The following is a 15,978-nucleotide window of genomic DNA, read 5'->3' as shown; positions in this document are numbered from 1 at the left end:
GCGACCGGGAACCACGGGTGCCTCGGTCCTCAGGATCCTCACAGCAGCCTCCTCAGCGTCCACACAGACTCTCCTCGAAGATCCGCACTGTGCTGCCGTCTGCCTGGGTGCCCCATTCATCCTGGGCGCAGCGGTGGTGTCTCCGGTCGACTCCGCCCGCCCGGGGCGCCGGGTACCGTAGACCGCATGCTGGGACCGGCTTCGGGTGCGCTGCGCCTGACGCGCGCCTTGGCGCTGGCCCTCGCGGCATACACGCTCTCCCTTGGCGCCCACCTGCTTGGCGGCGGTGCGCCGCCGTCGTTGCGCGGCACCGCCGTGCTGGTCTTCGTCACCTGGTGGCTCTGCGTCATCGTGACGGGACGACGGTTGGGTCGGCTGGCCGTGACCGGCCTGCTCGGGCTCTGCCAGGTGCTGCTCCACGAGGCGCTGGCCGCGACCGGCTCCGCCGACGCGTGCCTGTCCGTCGCGCCCGCGCGGGCGATGTCCATGATGCACGCCGCGATGGGTTCGTGTGCCCCGCTGGCGCCTGCCGGAACGACAGGTATGCCGTCTCCGGCCATGGCGGGCCACGCGGGCAGTCAAGGGCTCACTGGGCTCACTGGGCTCACTGGGCTCACTGGGCTCACTGGGCTCACCATGGTGCTGGCGCACGCCGCGGCTGCCGTCCTCCTGGGGTTGTGCCTCGCCCACGGTGAGGCTGCGGTGTGGTTCCTCGCGTCGTTGGTCCGACTGCGGCGCCCGAGTCCTCTCATCCGTCCGGCCATCCTGCGGCCGCTGCCTGCACGCAGCACGGTGGCGCATGCGCCGGTGGCGCTGGTTCGTCCGGGCGGTGTGGGGCGGCGCGGGCCGCCGTGGGGTGGCCCCCTCGTCGCAGCCTGACGCAGAGGTCTTGTCCCGACCGGATCGCGGCTGGCTGACAGGCGGGGGTCTTCGCCCACCCACCCGCTCCGCTGCACGGCTCGAACCGTGTGGAGCTCTCCCAAAGGACTTCACCTGATGACGCATTCCCCTCCGATCGTGCGCGACCGAGGTCGCGTGAGCGCCTGGTCGCTGGCCGTGGTGGCCGGCGCGACCCTCGTGGCACTGGGCGCCGCCACGCTCACGACGGCCTCACCCGCCTCGGCCCATGCGGTGCTGCGTTCCACCTCACCGGCTGCCGGCGCCTCGCTCGCGACCGCGCCTCGTGAAGTGGTGCTGACGTTTGACGAGGCCCCGGCAGCCGTGGGCGACGTGGTCCGCGTGACCGGCCCTGACGGCTCGGTCGTCTCGGTCGGATCCGCCCGGATCGTCGGCACCACCGTCCACCAGGACCTGGCGTCTGGTCTCGCGAGCGGGGGCTACGAGGTGGTCTGGCGCGTCACCTCCGACGACGGGCACCCGGTCTCCAACGCCTTCGCCTTCGACGTGACCGGGCCCGCGATGTCGACGCGGACCACGCCTGCCACTCCGGCGGCGTCGGGTGGATCGCAGCCGTCGGCGACGCCCGGTGTCTCGGCGCCTGCCGGGCAGACGTCGGGCGCGAGCTGGCCGACCCTCGTCGCGGTCGCGCTGCTCGTCGTGGTCCTCGTCGGGCTCGCCGCGTTCGTGGTGCGCCGGCGCCGCGCGATCGGGCGGCGCGCATGACCCGCCCGCTGCTGACCCGGCCCGTACGCACGCGGCTGCTGGGAACCCTGGCCGTGGTCGCGTTCGGCTGCGCCGCGGCGGGGTGCTCGGGCAGCGCGGCCTCGCCGGCCACGAGCTCGGGGTCCGTGTCCACGACCATGCACCCGGCTGGCAGCACGACCCTGCGGGTCACCGTCACGGGCACACAGGTCAGTCCGGCGCCGGGCGACTTCGAGCTCAAGGCCGGCCAGACGTTGCGGCTGACCGTGACCAGCAACCACGACGACGAGCTGCACGTCCACGGGTTCGAGAAGGAGGTCCCGTTGACGGCGGGTCGGCCCACGACGCTCGACCTCGTCACGAGCCAGCCCGGGTCGTACGTCGTCGAGACCCATCACCCGGAGCTGCGACTGCTCACCATCCTCGTGCGGTAGCCGGCCTCGAGGGTGGGCCGGATCAGGCCGGCGAGAGGCTGCCGGTGATCACCTCTGCGGCCCGCCGCAGGGAGTGCCCGAGCGTCACGGCACCAGCGCGCACCTCGTCCTGGGCGCTGCCCCCGACGTAGATCCCCAGCTCGGGGCTGGCTCCGCGCAGCGCGGCGACGGTCTCGCGCACGGGCACCACGTCGATGCGCGTCGCCGCCGCCAGGACGACGGCCGCTGGCTGGTGCCGGCGCACGGCCGCGACCCAGTTCTCCGGCGGCAGGTCGGCGCCGAGGTACACGACGTCGATGCCCGCGCGTCGCAGGACGACGGCGAAGGCCAGGACGCCGAGCTCGTGGCGCGAGCCGTGCGGGAGCCCGACCGCGACCCGTGGCGCGCGCGCGGCGCGCCCCGCGGCGTCCAGGGCCGCCCCGAGCCTGCGGTGCACGGTCGCGCTCACGAGGTGCTCACCAGCGACGTCGACGGCGCCGCTCTGCCAGTCCGCGCCGAGGACCCGCAGGGCAGGCAGCAGCCACTCGTCGACCACCCGCTCGAAGCCACCGACGGCGAAGGCTTCGTCGAGGGTGCGTTCGATGGCGCGTGGGTCGTGGTCGGCGGCGCCCCGGGACAGGGCACCGAGGTCGAGGCCGACGGTGGTTTCCACCTCGACGCCCGATCCACGGTCGCCCGATCCACGGTCGCCCGATCCACGGTCGCCGGATGCCCTGTCGCCGGACGGCTCGTCGGCGGCCCCCGCGCGGCCCGCGAGGAGGTGCTCGGCAGCCTGGCGCGGGGACCACCCCGCGGCCACGAGTGCGCCCATCGCGCTGAGCAGCTGGAGCGCCTGGTCGTCGTAGAGGCGGTAGCCGGCCTCGGTGCGCGTCGGCGTCACCACCGCGTAGCGCCGCTCCCAGGCCCGCAGCGTCGCCACGGGCACGCCGGTCAGGGCCGCCGCGTGACTGATGGTGTACATGGGACCACCCTACGCGCGTCCCTCGACAAAGCATGGACAGATCGCCGTACGTGAGTCATGATGGCGGAGAGAACCCTAGACAAACCATGTACATGCTGTTCACGCTCGGTCCCGCTGGTTTCGCCCGCCCCTCACGCTGTCCCCGGTTCGCAGCTCACCCCACGCCGAGCCGGGGACAGCTCACGGTCGAGCGACTTCCGCCCAATCCGGCCATCCAATCCGGCCACCCGAGCGCGCCGAATGACCCCCACATCGTCACGACACCGGATGGAGCACCATGCGAGCACCACGACGCGCCGTCATCGGCAGCGGGGTTGCCGGGCTCACTGCTGCCCACGTCCTCAGCACCGATGGACCGGTCACGCTGTACGAAGCCGACTCCCGGCTCGGCGGCCACGCCGACACCCATGAGGTGACCATCGACGGGCGCCTGGTCAACGTCGACACCGGGTTCATCGTCCACAACGACCGCACCTACCCGACGCTGCTGCGCCTGTTCGGCGAGCTGGGGGTGCAGACCCGCGACTCCGACATGAGCATGTCTGTGCGGTGCGACGCCAACGGCCTGGAGTATGCCGGCGCCAAGGGGCCGCGCGGCCTGTTCCCCGTCGCGGGCAACCTGGCCAACCCGGCATACCTGCGCATGCTCGGCGAGGTCCGGCGCTTCCACCGGGAGGCCCGGCGGGTGCTGGCCCGCCCCCACGGCGACGACGAGACCTTGACGGACTTCGTGCGACGCGTGCACTTCAGCGACTACTTCGCCCAGTGTTTCCTCGAGCCGCTGGTGGCCGCGGTCTGGTCGTGCGACCCGACCATGGCCCTGGAGTACCCGGCGCGCTACCTGTTCGAGTTCCTCGACCACCACGGCATGCTCACGGTGTTCGGTTCGCCGACCTGGCGGACCGTCGTCGGTGGGTCGGCGCGCTACGTCGAACGCGTGGCGGCGCGGCTGGACGAGGTCCGGCTGGCCACCCCAGTGCGCGCCGTGACCGAGCGCGACGGCGAGGTGCTCGTGCAGGCCGCGGACGGGAGTGTCGAGAGCTACGCGTCGGTCGTCATCGCGACCCACCCTCGCCAGGCACTCGCGATGCTGACCGAGCAGACCGCGCTGCAGGAGCAGGTCCTGTCGGCGATGCCCTACTCGCAGAACGTCGCCCAGCTGCACACCGACGAGTCGGTGCTGCCGCGCAGTCACGGGGCGAGGGCGTCGTGGAACTACTGGCAGCGCAGTGGCAGCTCCGGCGGTGTCTTGGTCACCTACGACATGACCCGCTTGCAGGGCCTCGACACCGGGGACACCAGGCTGCTGGTCACGCTCAACGGCGTCGACTGCGTCGACCAGCGTCGGGTCATCGACACGATGCACTACGAGCACCCGCTCTACACCCCGAAATCTGTTGCGGCGCAACGCCTCCTGCCGCAGATCAACTCGGACCGCATCGCATTCGCCGGCGCCTACCACGGTTGGGGCTTCCACGAGGACGGTGCCAGGTCCGGCGCCGCGGCTGCCGCGCACCTCGGCGTGGACTGGCTGACGAGGGTGCCCGACGCCCTCGTCGAGGTCGGTTCCTCATGAGGCCCGGAGCAGCCACGCGCATCTATGCCACCAGAGTCGGGCACGCCCGCACCGAGCCGGTCGTGCACCGGTTCCGCCACCGCAGCCACACCTGGCTCGTCGACCTCGACGACCTGCCGCGCCTGGGCGTGCTGAGCCCACTGGCGCGGTTCGACGCGCGCGACCACCTCGGCGAGCCGGACCGGTCCCTGCGGCAGAACGTCGACGCGTTCCTCGCGACCCGGGAAATCGACCTGCGCGGCGGTCAGGTCCTCATGCTCGCCATGCCACGGGTGCTTGGCACCGTGTTCAACCCCATCTCGGTCTTCTGGTGCCACGACCCCCACGGCAACCTCGCCTGCACCGTCGTCGAGGTGCACAACACCTACGGCGACCGGCACGCGTACCTGGTCCGCGCCGACGCGCATGGACACGCCGTGGTGGACAAGGCCCTGTACGTGAGCCCGTTCAACGACACCTCGGGGAGCTACCGTCTCACGGTTCCGCGACCCGATGACCGGCTGCGCATCCAGGTCGTCCTCGAGCGGCCGGGGCACGCCCCCTTCGTCGCAGGCCTGACGGGGCGGGCGCTGCCCGTGACCGCCGCCACCGTGCTCAGGCTCGCCTTCACCCAGCCCCTCGAACCGCTCGCAGTGTCCGCCCGGATCCGCTGGCACGGCATCCGTCTCTGGTTGCGCCGGCTCCCGATCCAGCCCCGTCCCATCCACTCCCAGGAGGCAGTCCAGTGACCACCGCCACCGCAGGCCTCTCGACCCGCCCGGCCATCGACCCGGCCCGCTGGCCCGACCTCACCGCGACTCGGGCACGGGTTCGCGGTGCCGTCGAGGCGCGCGTCGCTCGATGGATCTTCCGATCCGCCGCATCCCGCCTTCCGGTGCGCATCGTGCTGGCGGACGGCGCCATTATGGGTGGGGCGAAGCACGACGACAGTGCCCCGGTCATGGACGTGCACCGGCCCGAGGCCTTCTTCACGGCCCTGGGTGCCAAGGGCCTGATCGGGTTCGGCGAGTCCTACATGGCCGGCGACTGGGAGGCAGCAGACCTCGCTGGCCTGCTCGAGGTCTTCGCCGCGCAGATGGCGACCCTGGTCCCGGCCCCGCTCCAGCGGCTCCGTGCGTTCTACGTCGCCCGGGCGCCGCACACCGAACGCAACACGACCGCCAACACCCGCGACAACATCGCGCGCCACTACGACCTGTCCAACGACCTGTTCGCGACCTTCCTCGACGAGACGCTGAGCTACTCCAGCGCGCTGTTCGACGGCACCCGGTCCACGGCGACCCCGGTGGCCACCGAGGCCGTGACGGTCAGTGTGCCGAGCGGGCCGGTGGCGTGGGAGGGCTTCGCCACCGCGCAGCAGCGCAAGATCGACCGGATGCTCGACCAAGCCGGTGTCGGCGCAGGCACGCGCGTGCTCGAGATCGGCACGGGCTGGGGTGAGCTCGCCATCCGCGCGGCGGCCCGTGGGGCCACGGTGCTCTCCGTGACGCTGTCGAGCGAGCAGCAGGCGCTGGCGCGGGAGCGCATCGCGGCGGCCGGGTTCAGCCATGCGGTGGAGGTCGAGCTGCTCGACTACCGGGCCGTGGAGGGCGAGTTCGACGCGATCGTCTCGGTGGAGATGATCGAGGCGGTGGGGCACGAGTACTGGGCGGAGTACTTCCAGACCCTGGACCGCGTCCTCGCGCCCGGTGGCAAGGTCGCCATCCAGGCGATCACGATGCCCCACGACCGGATGCTGGCGACGCGCTACACCTACACCTGGATCAACAAGTACATCTTTCCCGGTGGCTTCCTGCCCTCGACCGAGGCGATCGAGAGCGTCACTCGCGAGCACACCCGGCTCAGGGTCGTCGACCGGCTGTCCTTCGGGCGCCACTACGCCGAGACCCTGCGGCTGTGGGACGAGCGGTTCCTCGCTGGGCTGGAGGGCGTGCACCGGCTGGGGTTCGATGAGGTGTTCGCGCGGATGTGGCACTTCTACCTCGAGTACTCGCGCGCGGGCTTCCGCTCGGGCTACCTCGACGTCCAGCAGGTCACCCTGGAGCGCGAGGTGGCGCGATGACCGCAACCCAGGAGCGCGTGGCGCCGCAGCTGGCCGGCGCTCTCGCGCCCCTCGTGGGTGGCGAGCTGCCGGTGCGCCTGACCGCCTGGGACGGCAGCACCGCCGGCCCGGACGATGCCCCCCACGTGGTGCTGCGGTCCCCGCGCGCCCTGCGCCGGCTGCTGCGTCACCCGGGCGAGCTCGGGGTGGCCCAGGCGTACGTCACCGGCGAGGTCGACGTCGACGGACCTCTCGACGAGGCCCTCATGCACGTCTGGCGCGTCGCGCGCGAGCGCGGACTGGGCGGCATACGGCCGACGTCGGGAGCCGTCGCGGCGCTGCTGCGTCTCGCGCGACGGTCGGGTGCGCTCGGCCTGCCACCACGCCCGCCGGCCAGCCAGGCCGTCGTCAAGGGCCGGCTGCACAGCCTGGCCCGCGACCGCCAGGCGATCCGGCACCACTACGACCTCTCGAACGAGTTCTACGAGCTCATCCTGGATCCGCAGCTGGCCTACTCGTGCGCCTACTGGACCTCCACGGAGCCGGGCTACACCGTCGAGGACGCCCAGCGCGACAAGCTCGACCTCGTGGGTCGCAAGCTGGGCTTGCGGCCCGGTGACCGGCTGCTCGACGTCGGCTGCGGCTGGGGGTCGATGAGCCTGTATGCCGCGGAGCACTTCGGCGCGCACGTCACCGGCGTGACGATCGCCGCGGAGCAGAAGCGGTTCATCGACGGGCGGATCCGCGAGCGTGGACTGCAGGACCGGGTGGAGATCCGGCTGCAGGACTACCGCGCGATCCCGGATGGCGACTTCGACGCGGTTGTCTCCCTAGAGATGGGCGAACACGTCGGCGAGGCGAACTACCCCAGGTATGCCGCGGTCCTGCACGACAAGGTCCGTCCGGGCGGTCGGGTCCTCGTGCAGCAGATGTCGCGGAGGGGGCGCTTTCCCGGTGGCGGTCCGTTCATCGAGTCGTTCATCGCCCCGGACATGCACATGCGTCCCGTGGGGGAAACCATTGCCCTGATTGAGAATTCGGGTCTCGAGGTGCGGGACGTCCACGCACTACGCGAGCACTACGTGCGCACCGTCGACGCCTGGCACGCGCGGTTCGAGGAGCGCTGGGACGAGGCGGTCGACCTGGTGGGGGAGGAGGTCGCCCGCGTCTGGCGGCTGTACCTCGTCGGGGCGTCGATGGCATTCCGTGAGGGGCGCATGGGGGTCGACCAGATCCTCGCGGTCCGCCCGGACCACGGTGACGCGGCGGTCGAGCCAGTCCGGCCGGCGAGCTGGTCATGAGCTTCGACCTGTCGAACTTCCTTGCGGTGAGCGGACTTTCGCTGCTCGCCGTGGTCGTCCTGATGATCGCCACCGCGCTCGAGGGTCGGCGCCAGGGACGCGTGAGCGTGGTCGACACGGCCTGGGGCCTGGGCTTCGTCGCGGTGGCCTTGGTGTCGGCGGCGGCCGGTCAGGGTCCGCTCTGGCGTCGGTTGCTGGTAGTCGCCCTGGTCGCAGCCTGGGGGCTTCGGCTGTCCTGGCACATGCACCGTCGCAACAAGCGGCAAGGGCGAGGACCCGCGGTATGCCGCGATGCTGGCCGAGCTGCCCGGCGACCCGTTCCTCGTCGCCATCCGCAAGGTCTACGCAGTGCAGGGCGTCGCGATCTGGTTCGTGTCCCTGCCGATCCAGGTGAGTGCCGCTGCTGGAGGCGGCATTCCCCTGGTGGCGGTCGCGGGCGCGCTCCTGTGGGTGGTGGGCGTGGTCTTCGAGTCGGTGGGCGACCACCAGCTGGCGACCTTCAAGGCCGACCCGGCCAACCGGGGGACGGTCATGGACCGCGGGCTGTGGTCGTGGACCCGCCACCCGAACTACTTCGGCGACTCCTGCGTGTGGTGGGGGATCTACCTCGTGTCGGCGAGTGCATGGCCCGGGGCGCTCACCGTGCTCTCACCGGTCGCCATGACCTACTTCCTCGTGTTCGCCACGGGAGCCCGGCTGCTCGAGCAGCACATGGCCGAGCGACCCGGCTACCGCGAGTACCAGGCCCGCACGAGCTCCTTCATTCCTCGACCACCCAAACGAGAGCGAACGAAGTGACGGTCGCACTCAGCGGGTTGGCGCTCAGCCGGGAGCAGCCTCCCACGCTGGCGCAACGCGATGCGCGCCGCTGCCAGGTTTCCGAGCCCAATGCTGCTCTGTCCCGGAGCGGACCATACGGGCACTCCCTGCTTGAGGACTGGCCGGAGCAGCGCAAGGAAGTTGCCTGTGTCGTCGCACAGCTCGGGCCCTCCGTGGCCGAGGTCGTCGATAGCCCACTCCTGGACCTCCTCAACGATGCCGACCACGTCGACAGGCTCATCCGAAACGGGCGCAAGCAGCTGCTGGCGACCCCGCAGAACGAGCACCTGCCCCTCGCGCCCGAACCCTGGACGGGATCTCGAACCCGCCCTCATATGACCCACCCGCACACAACTCGGCACTGCCCGTTGAACACCTGAGCACTAGAGTCCGGGCGTGGACTGCCTCTTCTGCCGGATCATCGACGGCGCGCTCCCGGCCCAGGTGGTCCTCGACGAGCCGTTCCTGCTGGGCTTCCTCGACACCCGGCCGGTCTTCAAGGGGCATGTCCTGCTCGTCCCGAAGATCCACGTCCACACGCTGGTCGACCTTCCTGCCGAGCTCTTGCCCGTCGTCATGGGAGCCGCGCAGCGCCTGGCCCGCGCGGTCGTGGACGGGCTCGGCGCCCAGGGCTCGTTCGTCGCCGTCAACAACGTCGTCTCCCAGTCGGTTCCGCACCTGCACGTGCACGTCGTGCCGCGGACCAAGGGCGACGGGCTGCGCGGCTTCTTCTGGCCGCGGACGAAGTACGCCTCGCCCGACGAGGCGCAGGAGTATGCCGCGCGGCTGGCGGGCGCGCTCCCTGCGCCGCCCGAGTGACTGTCACCGCGCGAGTCACTGTCACCCCAGGATGGCAGGATCACGCCGTGCGCACCCACACCGTGATGGCCTCTCCCGTGGGCGACCTGACTCTGGTTGCCGAGGACGGCGCCCTCGTGCGCCTCACCATGGACCGTCAGAAGCACGCACCTGACGCGTCCGACCCCGCCGAGCTGGGCGAGCGGGACGACGACGGCTTCGGCGTGGCGCGCACGCAGCTCGGGGAGTACTTCGCGGGCACCCGCACGACGTTCGACCTCCCGCTGGCCCCGCACGGCGACCCGTTCAAGCAACAGGTGTGGGCTCTCCTGCGCGAGATTCCCTACGGCGAGACCCGCACCTACGGCGAGCTGGCCCGGGCCCTGGGCGACGTCAACCTCAGCCAGGCGGTGGGGTCTGCCAACGGCCGCAACCCGATCGGCATCATCGTCCCCTGCCACCGGGTGATCGGCTCGGACGGCAGCCTCGTCGGTTACGCCGGTGGACTCGACCGCAAGCGGTTCCTGCTGGCCCTCGAGGAGCCCCAGGCGGTCAGGGACGCCCGGCTCTTCTGACTGGCGCCGAGGGTGATCCGCGTCTCGTCCTGCGCGCTCGCGGCGCGCCGCGGCATACCACCCACGCTAGGGTTGTTGACGCGAGAGCAACGCGTCACCGAGGACGGCAGACCACCGGGCGTTTGGCCGGTGCCAGCCGTCTTTTGTCTTTCTGGACAGGAGAGTGTTCGTCATGTCGCACGAAGTCACCCAGGCCCCGCGCCACCGTGTGGTGGTGATCGGGTCCGGGTTCGGGGGGTTGTTCGGCACTCAGGCGCTCAAGCGCGCCGATGTCGACATCACCCTGATCGCCAAGACGACCCATCACCTGTTCCAGCCCCTGCTCTACCAGGTCGCCACGGGCATCCTCTCCGAGGGCGAGATCGCGCCCGCGACCCGCGAGGTGCTGGCCGGCCAGCGCAATGCGCGGGTCCTGCTCGGCACCGTCACGTCGATGGACCTCGACGCCAGGACGGTGACGTCGAAGGTGCTCGACCGCGAGACGGTCACTCCGTACGACACCCTGCTCGTCGCGGCCGGAGCCGGCCAGTCCTATTTCGGCAACGACCACTTCGCCCAGTTCGCGCCGGGCATGAAGTCGATCGACGACGCCCTCGAGCTGCGTGGCCGCATCTTCAACGCCTTCGAGTGGGCTGAGCTGGCGAGTACCCCCAAGGAGATCGAGCGGCTGATGACCTTCGTGGTCGTCGGCGCCGGGCCGACGGGGGTCGAGATGGCCGGCCAGATCGCCGAGCTGTCGCGTCGCACACTCCCGCGCGACTTCCGCCAGATCGACACCCGCAAGGCGCGCATTGTGCTGCTCGACGCGGCGCCGACTGTGCTGGGTGCGTTCGGTGACCACCTCGGCGCCAAGGCCTCGGCCAAGCTCAAGGAGCTCGGCGTCGACGTGCAGCTCGGAGCCATGGTGGTCGGGGTCGACGCCACAGGCATCGACGTCAAGGATGCCGACGGCTCGACCCGCCGGATCGAGTCCGTCTGCAAGGTGTGGGCTGCCGGCGTGCAGGCCTCCGAGCTGGGCGCGGCGCTGGCCGAGCAGTCCGATGCGACCGTCGACCGCGCGGGCCGCGTCGAGGTCAACGACGACCTCACCCTGCCCGGGCGGCCCGAGGTGTTCGTCGTCGGCGACCTGGCCGCGCTCAAGGGCTACCCCGGGGTCGCCCAGGTGGCGATCCAGGGTGCCCGCTACGCGGCCGAGCAGATCAAGCGCAGGCTCGCCGGCAAGCCCGAGCAGGGGCCGTTCGAGTACCACGACAAGGGATCGATGGCGACGATCTCGCGGTTCAGTGCCGTGGCGTCGATCGGCAGGCTGCACTTCAGCGGGTTCGTCGCCTGGCTCCTGTGGCTGGCTGTGCACCTCGTCTACATCATCGGCTTCAAGAGCCGCGTCACCACGTTGCTGCACTGGTCGGTGAGCTTCCTCGGCCGCGGTCGCTCCGAACGCACCGTCACCGAACAGCAGGTCTTCGCCCGCACCGCCATCGAGCAGCTGGGGTCCGGATACCAGCCGTCGCTGCCCCGGGTCGCCGCAGACAAGAAGCCGCCGCCCCAGTCCGTGGGACAGGCGCGCGAGGAAGCCGGTCGCGGCCTCTGACGGCCAGGGTCGTCACCTAGGGTGACGTCATGCCTCTGGACTACCCCATCCACCAGCGGACGCTGGCCAACGGTCTGCGGGTCGTGGTCTCGCCCGACACCAGCGTGCCCGTCGTCACCGTCAACCTGTGGGTGAACGTCGGGTCTCGCCACGAGTCCCCGGGCCGCACCGGCTTCGCCCACCTCTTCGAGCACCTCATGTTCCAGGGGTCCCGCCACGTCGCGAGCGGCGAGCACTTCGGCCGGCTCATGGCCGAGGGTGGCCGCCTCAACGCGACGACCTGGTTCGACCGCACCAACTACTTCGAGACGGTGCCCAAGGGTGCGTACGAGCTGGCCCTGTGGATGGAGGCCGACCGCCACGGTTACCTGCTGGACGCGGTCACGCAGGAGAACCTCGACAACCAGCGCGACGTGGTCAAGGAGGAGAAGCGCCAGCGCTACGACAACGTGCCCTACGGCAAGGCGCTGATCGAGGTGTATGCCGCCGTGTTCCCGCCGGACCACCCGTACCACCACCCCACGATCGGGTCGATGGAAGACCTCGACGCGGCGAGCGTCGAGGACGTGCATGCGTTCTTCCGGCGGTTCTACGGCCCCAACAACTCGGTTCTCACGCTGGTCGGCGACCTCACGCCGGACGAGGGATTCGCTGCTGCGGAGCGATACTTCGGCCCGCTGCCCGCGTCTGCGGAGCCAGCTCGCGACCCACTCCCGCAGCTGCAGCCGTTGGAAGCCCCGGTGCGGGTCGACCGGCCGGGCAGCGTGCCCAACACCCGGCTGCACATCGCGTTCAGGCTGCCGGTCGACAACACCGAGGAGTTCTTCGCCGCGTCCTTGGCGATCGACGCCATCGGTGGCCTCACCACCTCGCGCCTCAATCAGCGGCTGGTCCGCCGCGAACAGGCGGCGAACGCCGTGCAGGCCCACGCCATGGGATTCGTCGACGGGGTGTCCCTCGGCTTCTTCGTCGTCGACGTGGCCGAGGGTCATGACCCGGGCGCCCTCGAGGCGGGCGTGGTCGAGGAGCTGGAGCGGTTCGCGGCAGAGGGCCCGACGGCGGTCGAGATGGAGTCGGCGCTGGCGCAGTCAGAGCGGTCGTGGCTGTCGGCGCTGGCCAGCCAGGAGGAGCGGGCCGACCTCATCAGCCAGCACGTCCTGCTCCACGACGATCCGCAGTTCGTCAACACCTTCCTCGACCGGCTCCGCGCCGTGACGTCCGAGCAGGTGCGGGACGCGGCGCGGCAGTGGCTGCGACCCGAGAGCCGCGCCGTCGTGGCGCACCTCGTCGAACGACAGGAGGACGCCGCGTGAGCGCCGAGCCCACCCCCACCGACGGCCGACCGGAGGTGCTCCCGCCGGAGCCCTGGGCGTTCCCCGAGCCGTCGCGCCGGACCTTGGCCAACGGGCTCGGCCTGGTCAGCTACGACGTCCCCGGGCAGTACGTCATCTCGGTGCGGGTGGTGGTCCCGTTCCCGCTGTTCGTCGAACCACGGCCGGTCGAGGGGGTGGCGACGATGATGGCGCGCCTGCTCGACGAGGGGACCGCCGAGCACACCCCTGAAGAGTTCGCCGAGCTGCTCGAGCGCAAGGGAATCGCCTTCGGCGCCAGCGTCAGCGACACCGGACTGGGGGTGGCCGTCGACGTGCCCAAGGCCCGCCTGGGCGAGGCGCTCGACCTGGTGCGCCAGACCCTGGCCGATCCGGTATTCCCCCAGTCCGAGGTGGACCGCCACCTCAAGACCCGGCTGGCCGAGATCGAGCAGGAGCGCGCCCTCGCACCGCAACGCGCGGGTCGCGAGTTCCTCGCCACCTACTTCGACCCCGCAGACCGCGCCTCGCGGCCCACCGGCGGGACGGCCGACACGATCAGGGCGATGACCCGCCAGGACATCGCCCAGTTCCACCGTCGCCATGTGGGTCCGCTGGGTGCCACCGTCGTCGTGGCCGGTGACCTCGCGGGGCTCGACTGCGCCGCGCTGGTGGAGCAGACCCTCGGTGGGTGGCTCCCCGGTGAGCAGGTCATCGCCCCCGCACCCACGTCGGCGACCAGGGCCCCCGACGCGGCCCGGGTCGTCCTCGTCGACCGCCCCGGCTCGGTCCAGAGCGAGCTCGTCGTGGGTTGGTCCGGACCGGACCGCCGCGCCGAAGGCGGCTGGGCGGCATACCCCGTGTTGTCGTTCGTCGTCGGCGGTTCCCCGAGCGCCCGCGTGGATGCCGTCCTGCGCGAGGAGAAGGGCTACACCTACGGCATCCGGTCCGGCTTCCGGCCGCGCCGCGTCGGGGGGGCTGTTCCTCACCTCCGGGTCGGTCCGCGCCGACGCGACCGTCGAGTCGGTGCGCCTGCTGCTCGAGATCCTCGACGGCGCGCGCGACGGCTTCTCTGAGGAGGAGGTGAAGGCCGGCGTCGACTACATGAGCAAGACCGCTCCCGGCCGGTTCGCGGTGGCCGACGCGGTGGCCGACGAAGCCGCGAACCTCGCCCTCGAGGGCCTCACGACCCACTTCACGACCCAGACGCTCGAAGCGATGCAGCACCTCGACGCTGTGGCGCTCAAGGAGGCCTACTGCCGGTGGGTGACGGGGGAGTGGAGCGTCGTCGTGGTCGGCGACGCCAGCACGTATGCCGCTGGCCTGCGTGAGCTGGGCATCGGGGACGTGAGCATCGTCCCCGCCTGACTGCACGAACCTCTGCGCGCAGAGCCGTCAGTGGGTGGCGCGGGCCTGGGTGCCGATCCGCTCGAGGACGGCATCGTGGAGCAGGCCGTTCGTGGCGACGGCGTTGCCGCCCCACGGGCCGTCCTTGCCGGCGAGCGAGGTGAACCGGCCGCCGGCCTCGGTGACGATGGGCACGAGGGCCGCCATGTCGTGGAGCGCGAGCTCCGGTTCGGCGGCGATGTCGACCGCGCCCTCGGCGACGAGCATGTAGGACCAGAAGTCGCCGAACGCGCGTGTGCGCCAGCAGTCATCGGTCAACGACAGGAACTCGGCGTGGCGTTCGACCGCGCGCCACCCCGAGAGGCTCGAGTACGACAGGGAGGCGTCCTCGATCCGGCTGACCTTCGAGACGTGGATCCGCTTGGCGGCGGCGAGGCTGCGACCGGACCATGCGCCTGACCCGTTGGCGGCCCACCAGCGTCGGCCGAGGGCCGGTGCGGCGACCAGTCCCAGGACGGGAGTCTCGTTGTCCACCAACGAGATCAGCGTGCCCCACGCCGGAACGCCGCGCACGAAGTTGTGGGTGCCGTCGATCGGGTCGATGACCCAGCGACGCGGTCCGTGCCCGGTGGTCTCGAACTCCTCGCCCTCAACGGCATCGCGCGGCCGGGTGCGCTTGAGCTGCGCCCGGACGAGCTCTTCGGCGGACTTGTCGGCATCGCTCACGAGGGACAGGTCTGGCTTGGACTCGACGGTGAGGTCTTCGGCGCGGAAGCGTGCCATCGTGATGCGCTCGACCGCATCGGCCAGGACGTGGGCGAGGCGCAGGTCGTCATCGTAGGTGGGCACTGGCCCACGCTAGCCCGTCCCGGCCCCGGCGCGGACCCCACGCGCCGCACGCCGGCGGAGCAGTACCGTCGGACGACGTGGGCCGGCATCCGGTCCGGCCCCGAGCCGAAGGGCATCCACGTGTTCGACACGATCTTCGGACTGCCGGTCCATGCCCTGGTGGTCCACGCCGTCGTCGTGCTCCTCCCGCTCGTCGCCATCGTGACGGTGTGGTGGTCCGCTCGGCCGGCGGCCACCCGCCGCACGGGCTGGCTCGTGGTCGCCGCGGACGCAGCCGTCACGGTGGTCACGTGGGTCGCTGCGCAGTCCGGGGAGGCTCTCCAGCGCCGCCTCGGGGGGACTGTCGCCCGGGCCCACGGAGAGCTCGCGAGCGCCCTGCCCTGGATGGCGCTCGCGCTGACGGTCGCCGCCGTGCTGGTGCAGCTCACCCGTCAGGATCCCGCCGAGGCACCCGGCGAGGCACCCGGGATGGGCCCGCGTCTGCCCGGCCGGGTCACGGCGCCGCTCGTCGGTGTGGTGGCCCTCGTCGCCGTGGTGTGGACGGTGAGGGTCGGACACAGCGGAGCGACAGCCGTATGGGCGGAGATCGTCCGAAATACTGGCAAATAGCCGCAAACTGGACATTCGCCGAAGATCCGCGCCTCACCGGGGACGCAGACGATCACGTTTTTGTCTCGGGTTGCCTCAGAACGTCGCGTTTACGCACGAAGTGCTCTTTCATGGGTGCCACCACACGACGCCATGGGCGTTACACGGCTGCGCTCCATCCGGTGT

General features: G+C 71.2%; 17 protein-coding genes and 1 pseudogene. 16 read left to right on the top strand and 2 right to left on the bottom strand.

The annotated features are described in order from the left end of the window. The first annotated feature begins 186 nt into the window (after positions 1-186). The 3 genes from GKE56_RS08985 (at position 187) to GKE56_RS08975 (ending at position 2,036) form a co-directional block, all read left to right on the top strand. Positions 187-879, top strand: a complete 693-nt coding sequence (locus tag GKE56_RS08985) for a hypothetical protein (RefSeq protein WP_154684258.1) — start codon at positions 187-189, stop codon at positions 877-879. 156 nt (positions 880-1,035) lie between these two features. Next, the gene (locus GKE56_RS08980) at positions 1,036-1,623 is read left to right on the top strand and encodes a copper resistance CopC family protein (RefSeq protein WP_195908064.1); all 588 of its coding nucleotides are present in this window, start codon (positions 1,036-1,038) and stop codon (positions 1,621-1,623) included. Beyond that, positions 1,620-2,036 carry a hypothetical protein gene (locus tag GKE56_RS08975; protein WP_154684256.1) on the top strand — a complete coding sequence of 139 codons (417 nt, stop codon included), beginning with the start codon at positions 1,620-1,622 and terminating at the stop codon, positions 2,034-2,036. The genes GKE56_RS08980 and GKE56_RS08975 overlap by 4 nt, the downstream gene beginning before the upstream one ends. A 22-nt stretch (positions 2,037-2,058) precedes the next feature. Here GKE56_RS08975 and GKE56_RS08970 read toward each other — a convergent pair whose 3' ends face one another. Then, positions 2,059-2,997 (bottom strand): cobalamin B12-binding domain-containing protein, encoded by a 939-nt coding sequence (locus GKE56_RS08970; RefSeq protein ID WP_154684255.1) that lies wholly within the window; start codon positions 2,995-2,997, stop codon positions 2,059-2,061. A gap of 277 nt (positions 2,998-3,274) precedes the next feature. Between GKE56_RS08970 and GKE56_RS08965 the strand changes: the two genes are divergently transcribed. The 12 genes and pseudogenes from GKE56_RS08965 (at position 3,275) to GKE56_RS17420 (ending at position 14,376) form a co-directional block, all read left to right on the top strand. Continuing rightward, the gene (locus GKE56_RS08965) at positions 3,275-4,573 is read left to right on the top strand and encodes an NAD(P)/FAD-dependent oxidoreductase (RefSeq protein ID WP_154684254.1); all 1,299 of its coding nucleotides are present in this window, start codon (positions 3,275-3,277) and stop codon (positions 4,571-4,573) included. Next, on the top strand, positions 4,570-5,301 hold the full coding sequence (locus GKE56_RS08960) for a DUF1365 domain-containing protein (RefSeq protein WP_154684253.1): 732 nt from the start codon (positions 4,570-4,572) through the stop codon (positions 5,299-5,301). The genes GKE56_RS08965 and GKE56_RS08960 overlap by 4 nt, the downstream gene beginning before the upstream one ends. Then, the gene (locus tag GKE56_RS08955; protein ID WP_154684252.1) at positions 5,298-6,635 is read left to right on the top strand and encodes a class I SAM-dependent methyltransferase; all 1,338 of its coding nucleotides are present in this window, start codon (positions 5,298-5,300) and stop codon (positions 6,633-6,635) included. Before GKE56_RS08960 ends, GKE56_RS08955 begins: the two co-directional genes overlap by 4 nt. Next, the gene (locus GKE56_RS08950; protein WP_154684251.1) at positions 6,632-7,915 is read left to right on the top strand and encodes a cyclopropane-fatty-acyl-phospholipid synthase family protein; all 1,284 of its coding nucleotides are present in this window, start codon (positions 6,632-6,634) and stop codon (positions 7,913-7,915) included. The genes GKE56_RS08955 and GKE56_RS08950 overlap by 4 nt, the downstream gene beginning before the upstream one ends. Beyond that, positions 7,912-8,127, top strand: a pseudogene (locus GKE56_RS17430) (DUF1295 domain-containing protein); the annotation flags it as partial. The gene GKE56_RS08950 and the pseudogene GKE56_RS17430, both read left to right, overlap by 4 nt. A 79-nt stretch (positions 8,128-8,206) precedes the next feature. Further along, a complete protein-coding gene (locus GKE56_RS17425; protein ID WP_230208851.1) occupies positions 8,207-8,713 on the top strand; it encodes a DUF1295 domain-containing protein in 507 nt (168 codons plus the stop codon). A gap of 417 nt (positions 8,714-9,130) precedes the next feature. Then, positions 9,131-9,553, top strand: a complete 423-nt coding sequence (locus tag GKE56_RS08940; RefSeq protein ID WP_154684250.1) for an HIT family protein — start codon at positions 9,131-9,133, stop codon at positions 9,551-9,553. Between the two features lie 47 nt (positions 9,554-9,600). After that, positions 9,601-10,107 carry a methylated-DNA--[protein]-cysteine S-methyltransferase gene (locus GKE56_RS08935; protein WP_230208850.1) on the top strand — a complete coding sequence of 169 codons (507 nt, stop codon included), beginning with the start codon at positions 9,601-9,603 and terminating at the stop codon, positions 10,105-10,107. A 172-nt stretch (positions 10,108-10,279) separates the two neighbouring features. Next, positions 10,280-11,698, top strand: a complete 1,419-nt coding sequence (locus GKE56_RS08930) for an NAD(P)/FAD-dependent oxidoreductase (protein WP_154684249.1) — start codon at positions 10,280-10,282, stop codon at positions 11,696-11,698. A gap of 29 nt (positions 11,699-11,727) precedes the next feature. Then, positions 11,728-13,011 carry a pitrilysin family protein gene (locus tag GKE56_RS08925; RefSeq protein ID WP_154684248.1) on the top strand — a complete coding sequence of 428 codons (1,284 nt, stop codon included), beginning with the start codon at positions 11,728-11,730 and terminating at the stop codon, positions 13,009-13,011. Next, on the top strand, positions 13,008-14,084 hold the full coding sequence (locus GKE56_RS08920) for a pitrilysin family protein (protein ID WP_230208849.1): 1,077 nt from the start codon (positions 13,008-13,010) through the stop codon (positions 14,082-14,084). The genes GKE56_RS08925 and GKE56_RS08920 overlap by 4 nt, the downstream gene beginning before the upstream one ends. Then, positions 14,035-14,376, top strand: coding sequence for a hypothetical protein (locus GKE56_RS17420; RefSeq protein WP_230208848.1), 342 nt, complete (start codon positions 14,035-14,037; stop codon positions 14,374-14,376). Before GKE56_RS08920 ends, GKE56_RS17420 begins: the two co-directional genes overlap by 50 nt. A 27-nt stretch (positions 14,377-14,403) precedes the next feature. Here the strand turns inward: GKE56_RS17420 and hisN are convergent, their stop codons facing one another. Beyond that, positions 14,404-15,204, bottom strand: coding sequence for a histidinol-phosphatase (gene hisN, locus GKE56_RS08915; protein WP_154684247.1), 801 nt, complete (start codon positions 15,202-15,204; stop codon positions 14,404-14,406). Between the two features lie 120 nt (positions 15,205-15,324). On the opposite strand from hisN, the gene GKE56_RS08910 reads away from it, so the two are divergent. Then, a complete protein-coding gene (locus GKE56_RS08910; RefSeq protein WP_154684246.1) occupies positions 15,325-15,813 on the top strand; it encodes a DUF2231 domain-containing protein in 489 nt (162 codons plus the stop codon). The last annotated feature ends 165 nt before the right edge of the window (positions 15,814-15,978 follow it).

It is taken from the genome of Nostocoides sp. HKS02, assembly GCF_009707485.1.
GTDB lineage: Bacteria > Actinomycetota > Actinomycetes > Actinomycetales > Dermatophilaceae > Pedococcus.
The sequence above is the reverse complement of the archived record's forward strand: the minus strand, read 5'-3'. Positions and strand labels throughout refer to the sequence as shown.

Excerpts from the sequence above, each read along its gene's own strand:
- GKE56_RS08950 (WP_154684251.1), top strand. The coding sequence starts at position 6,632 with ATGACCGCAACCCAGGAGCGCGTGGCGCCGCAGCTGGCCGGCGCTCTC.
- GKE56_RS08960 (WP_154684253.1), top strand. The coding sequence starts at position 4,570 with ATGAGGCCCGGAGCAGCCACGCGCATCTATGCCACCAGAGTCGGGCAC.
- GKE56_RS08970 (WP_154684255.1), bottom strand. The coding sequence starts at position 2,997 with ATGTACACCATCAGTCACGCGGCGGCCCTGACCGGCGTGCCCGTGGCG.
- GKE56_RS17425 (WP_230208851.1), top strand. The coding sequence starts at position 8,207 with ATGCTGGCCGAGCTGCCCGGCGACCCGTTCCTCGTCGCCATCCGCAAG.
- GKE56_RS08975 (WP_154684256.1), top strand. The coding sequence starts at position 1,620 with ATGACCCGCCCGCTGCTGACCCGGCCCGTACGCACGCGGCTGCTGGGA.
- GKE56_RS08965 (WP_154684254.1), top strand. The coding sequence starts at position 3,275 with ATGCGAGCACCACGACGCGCCGTCATCGGCAGCGGGGTTGCCGGGCTC.
- GKE56_RS08930 (WP_154684249.1), top strand. The coding sequence starts at position 10,280 with ATGTCGCACGAAGTCACCCAGGCCCCGCGCCACCGTGTGGTGGTGATC.
- GKE56_RS08985 (WP_154684258.1), top strand. The coding sequence starts at position 187 with ATGCTGGGACCGGCTTCGGGTGCGCTGCGCCTGACGCGCGCCTTGGCG.
- GKE56_RS08925 (WP_154684248.1), top strand. The coding sequence starts at position 11,728 with ATGCCTCTGGACTACCCCATCCACCAGCGGACGCTGGCCAACGGTCTG.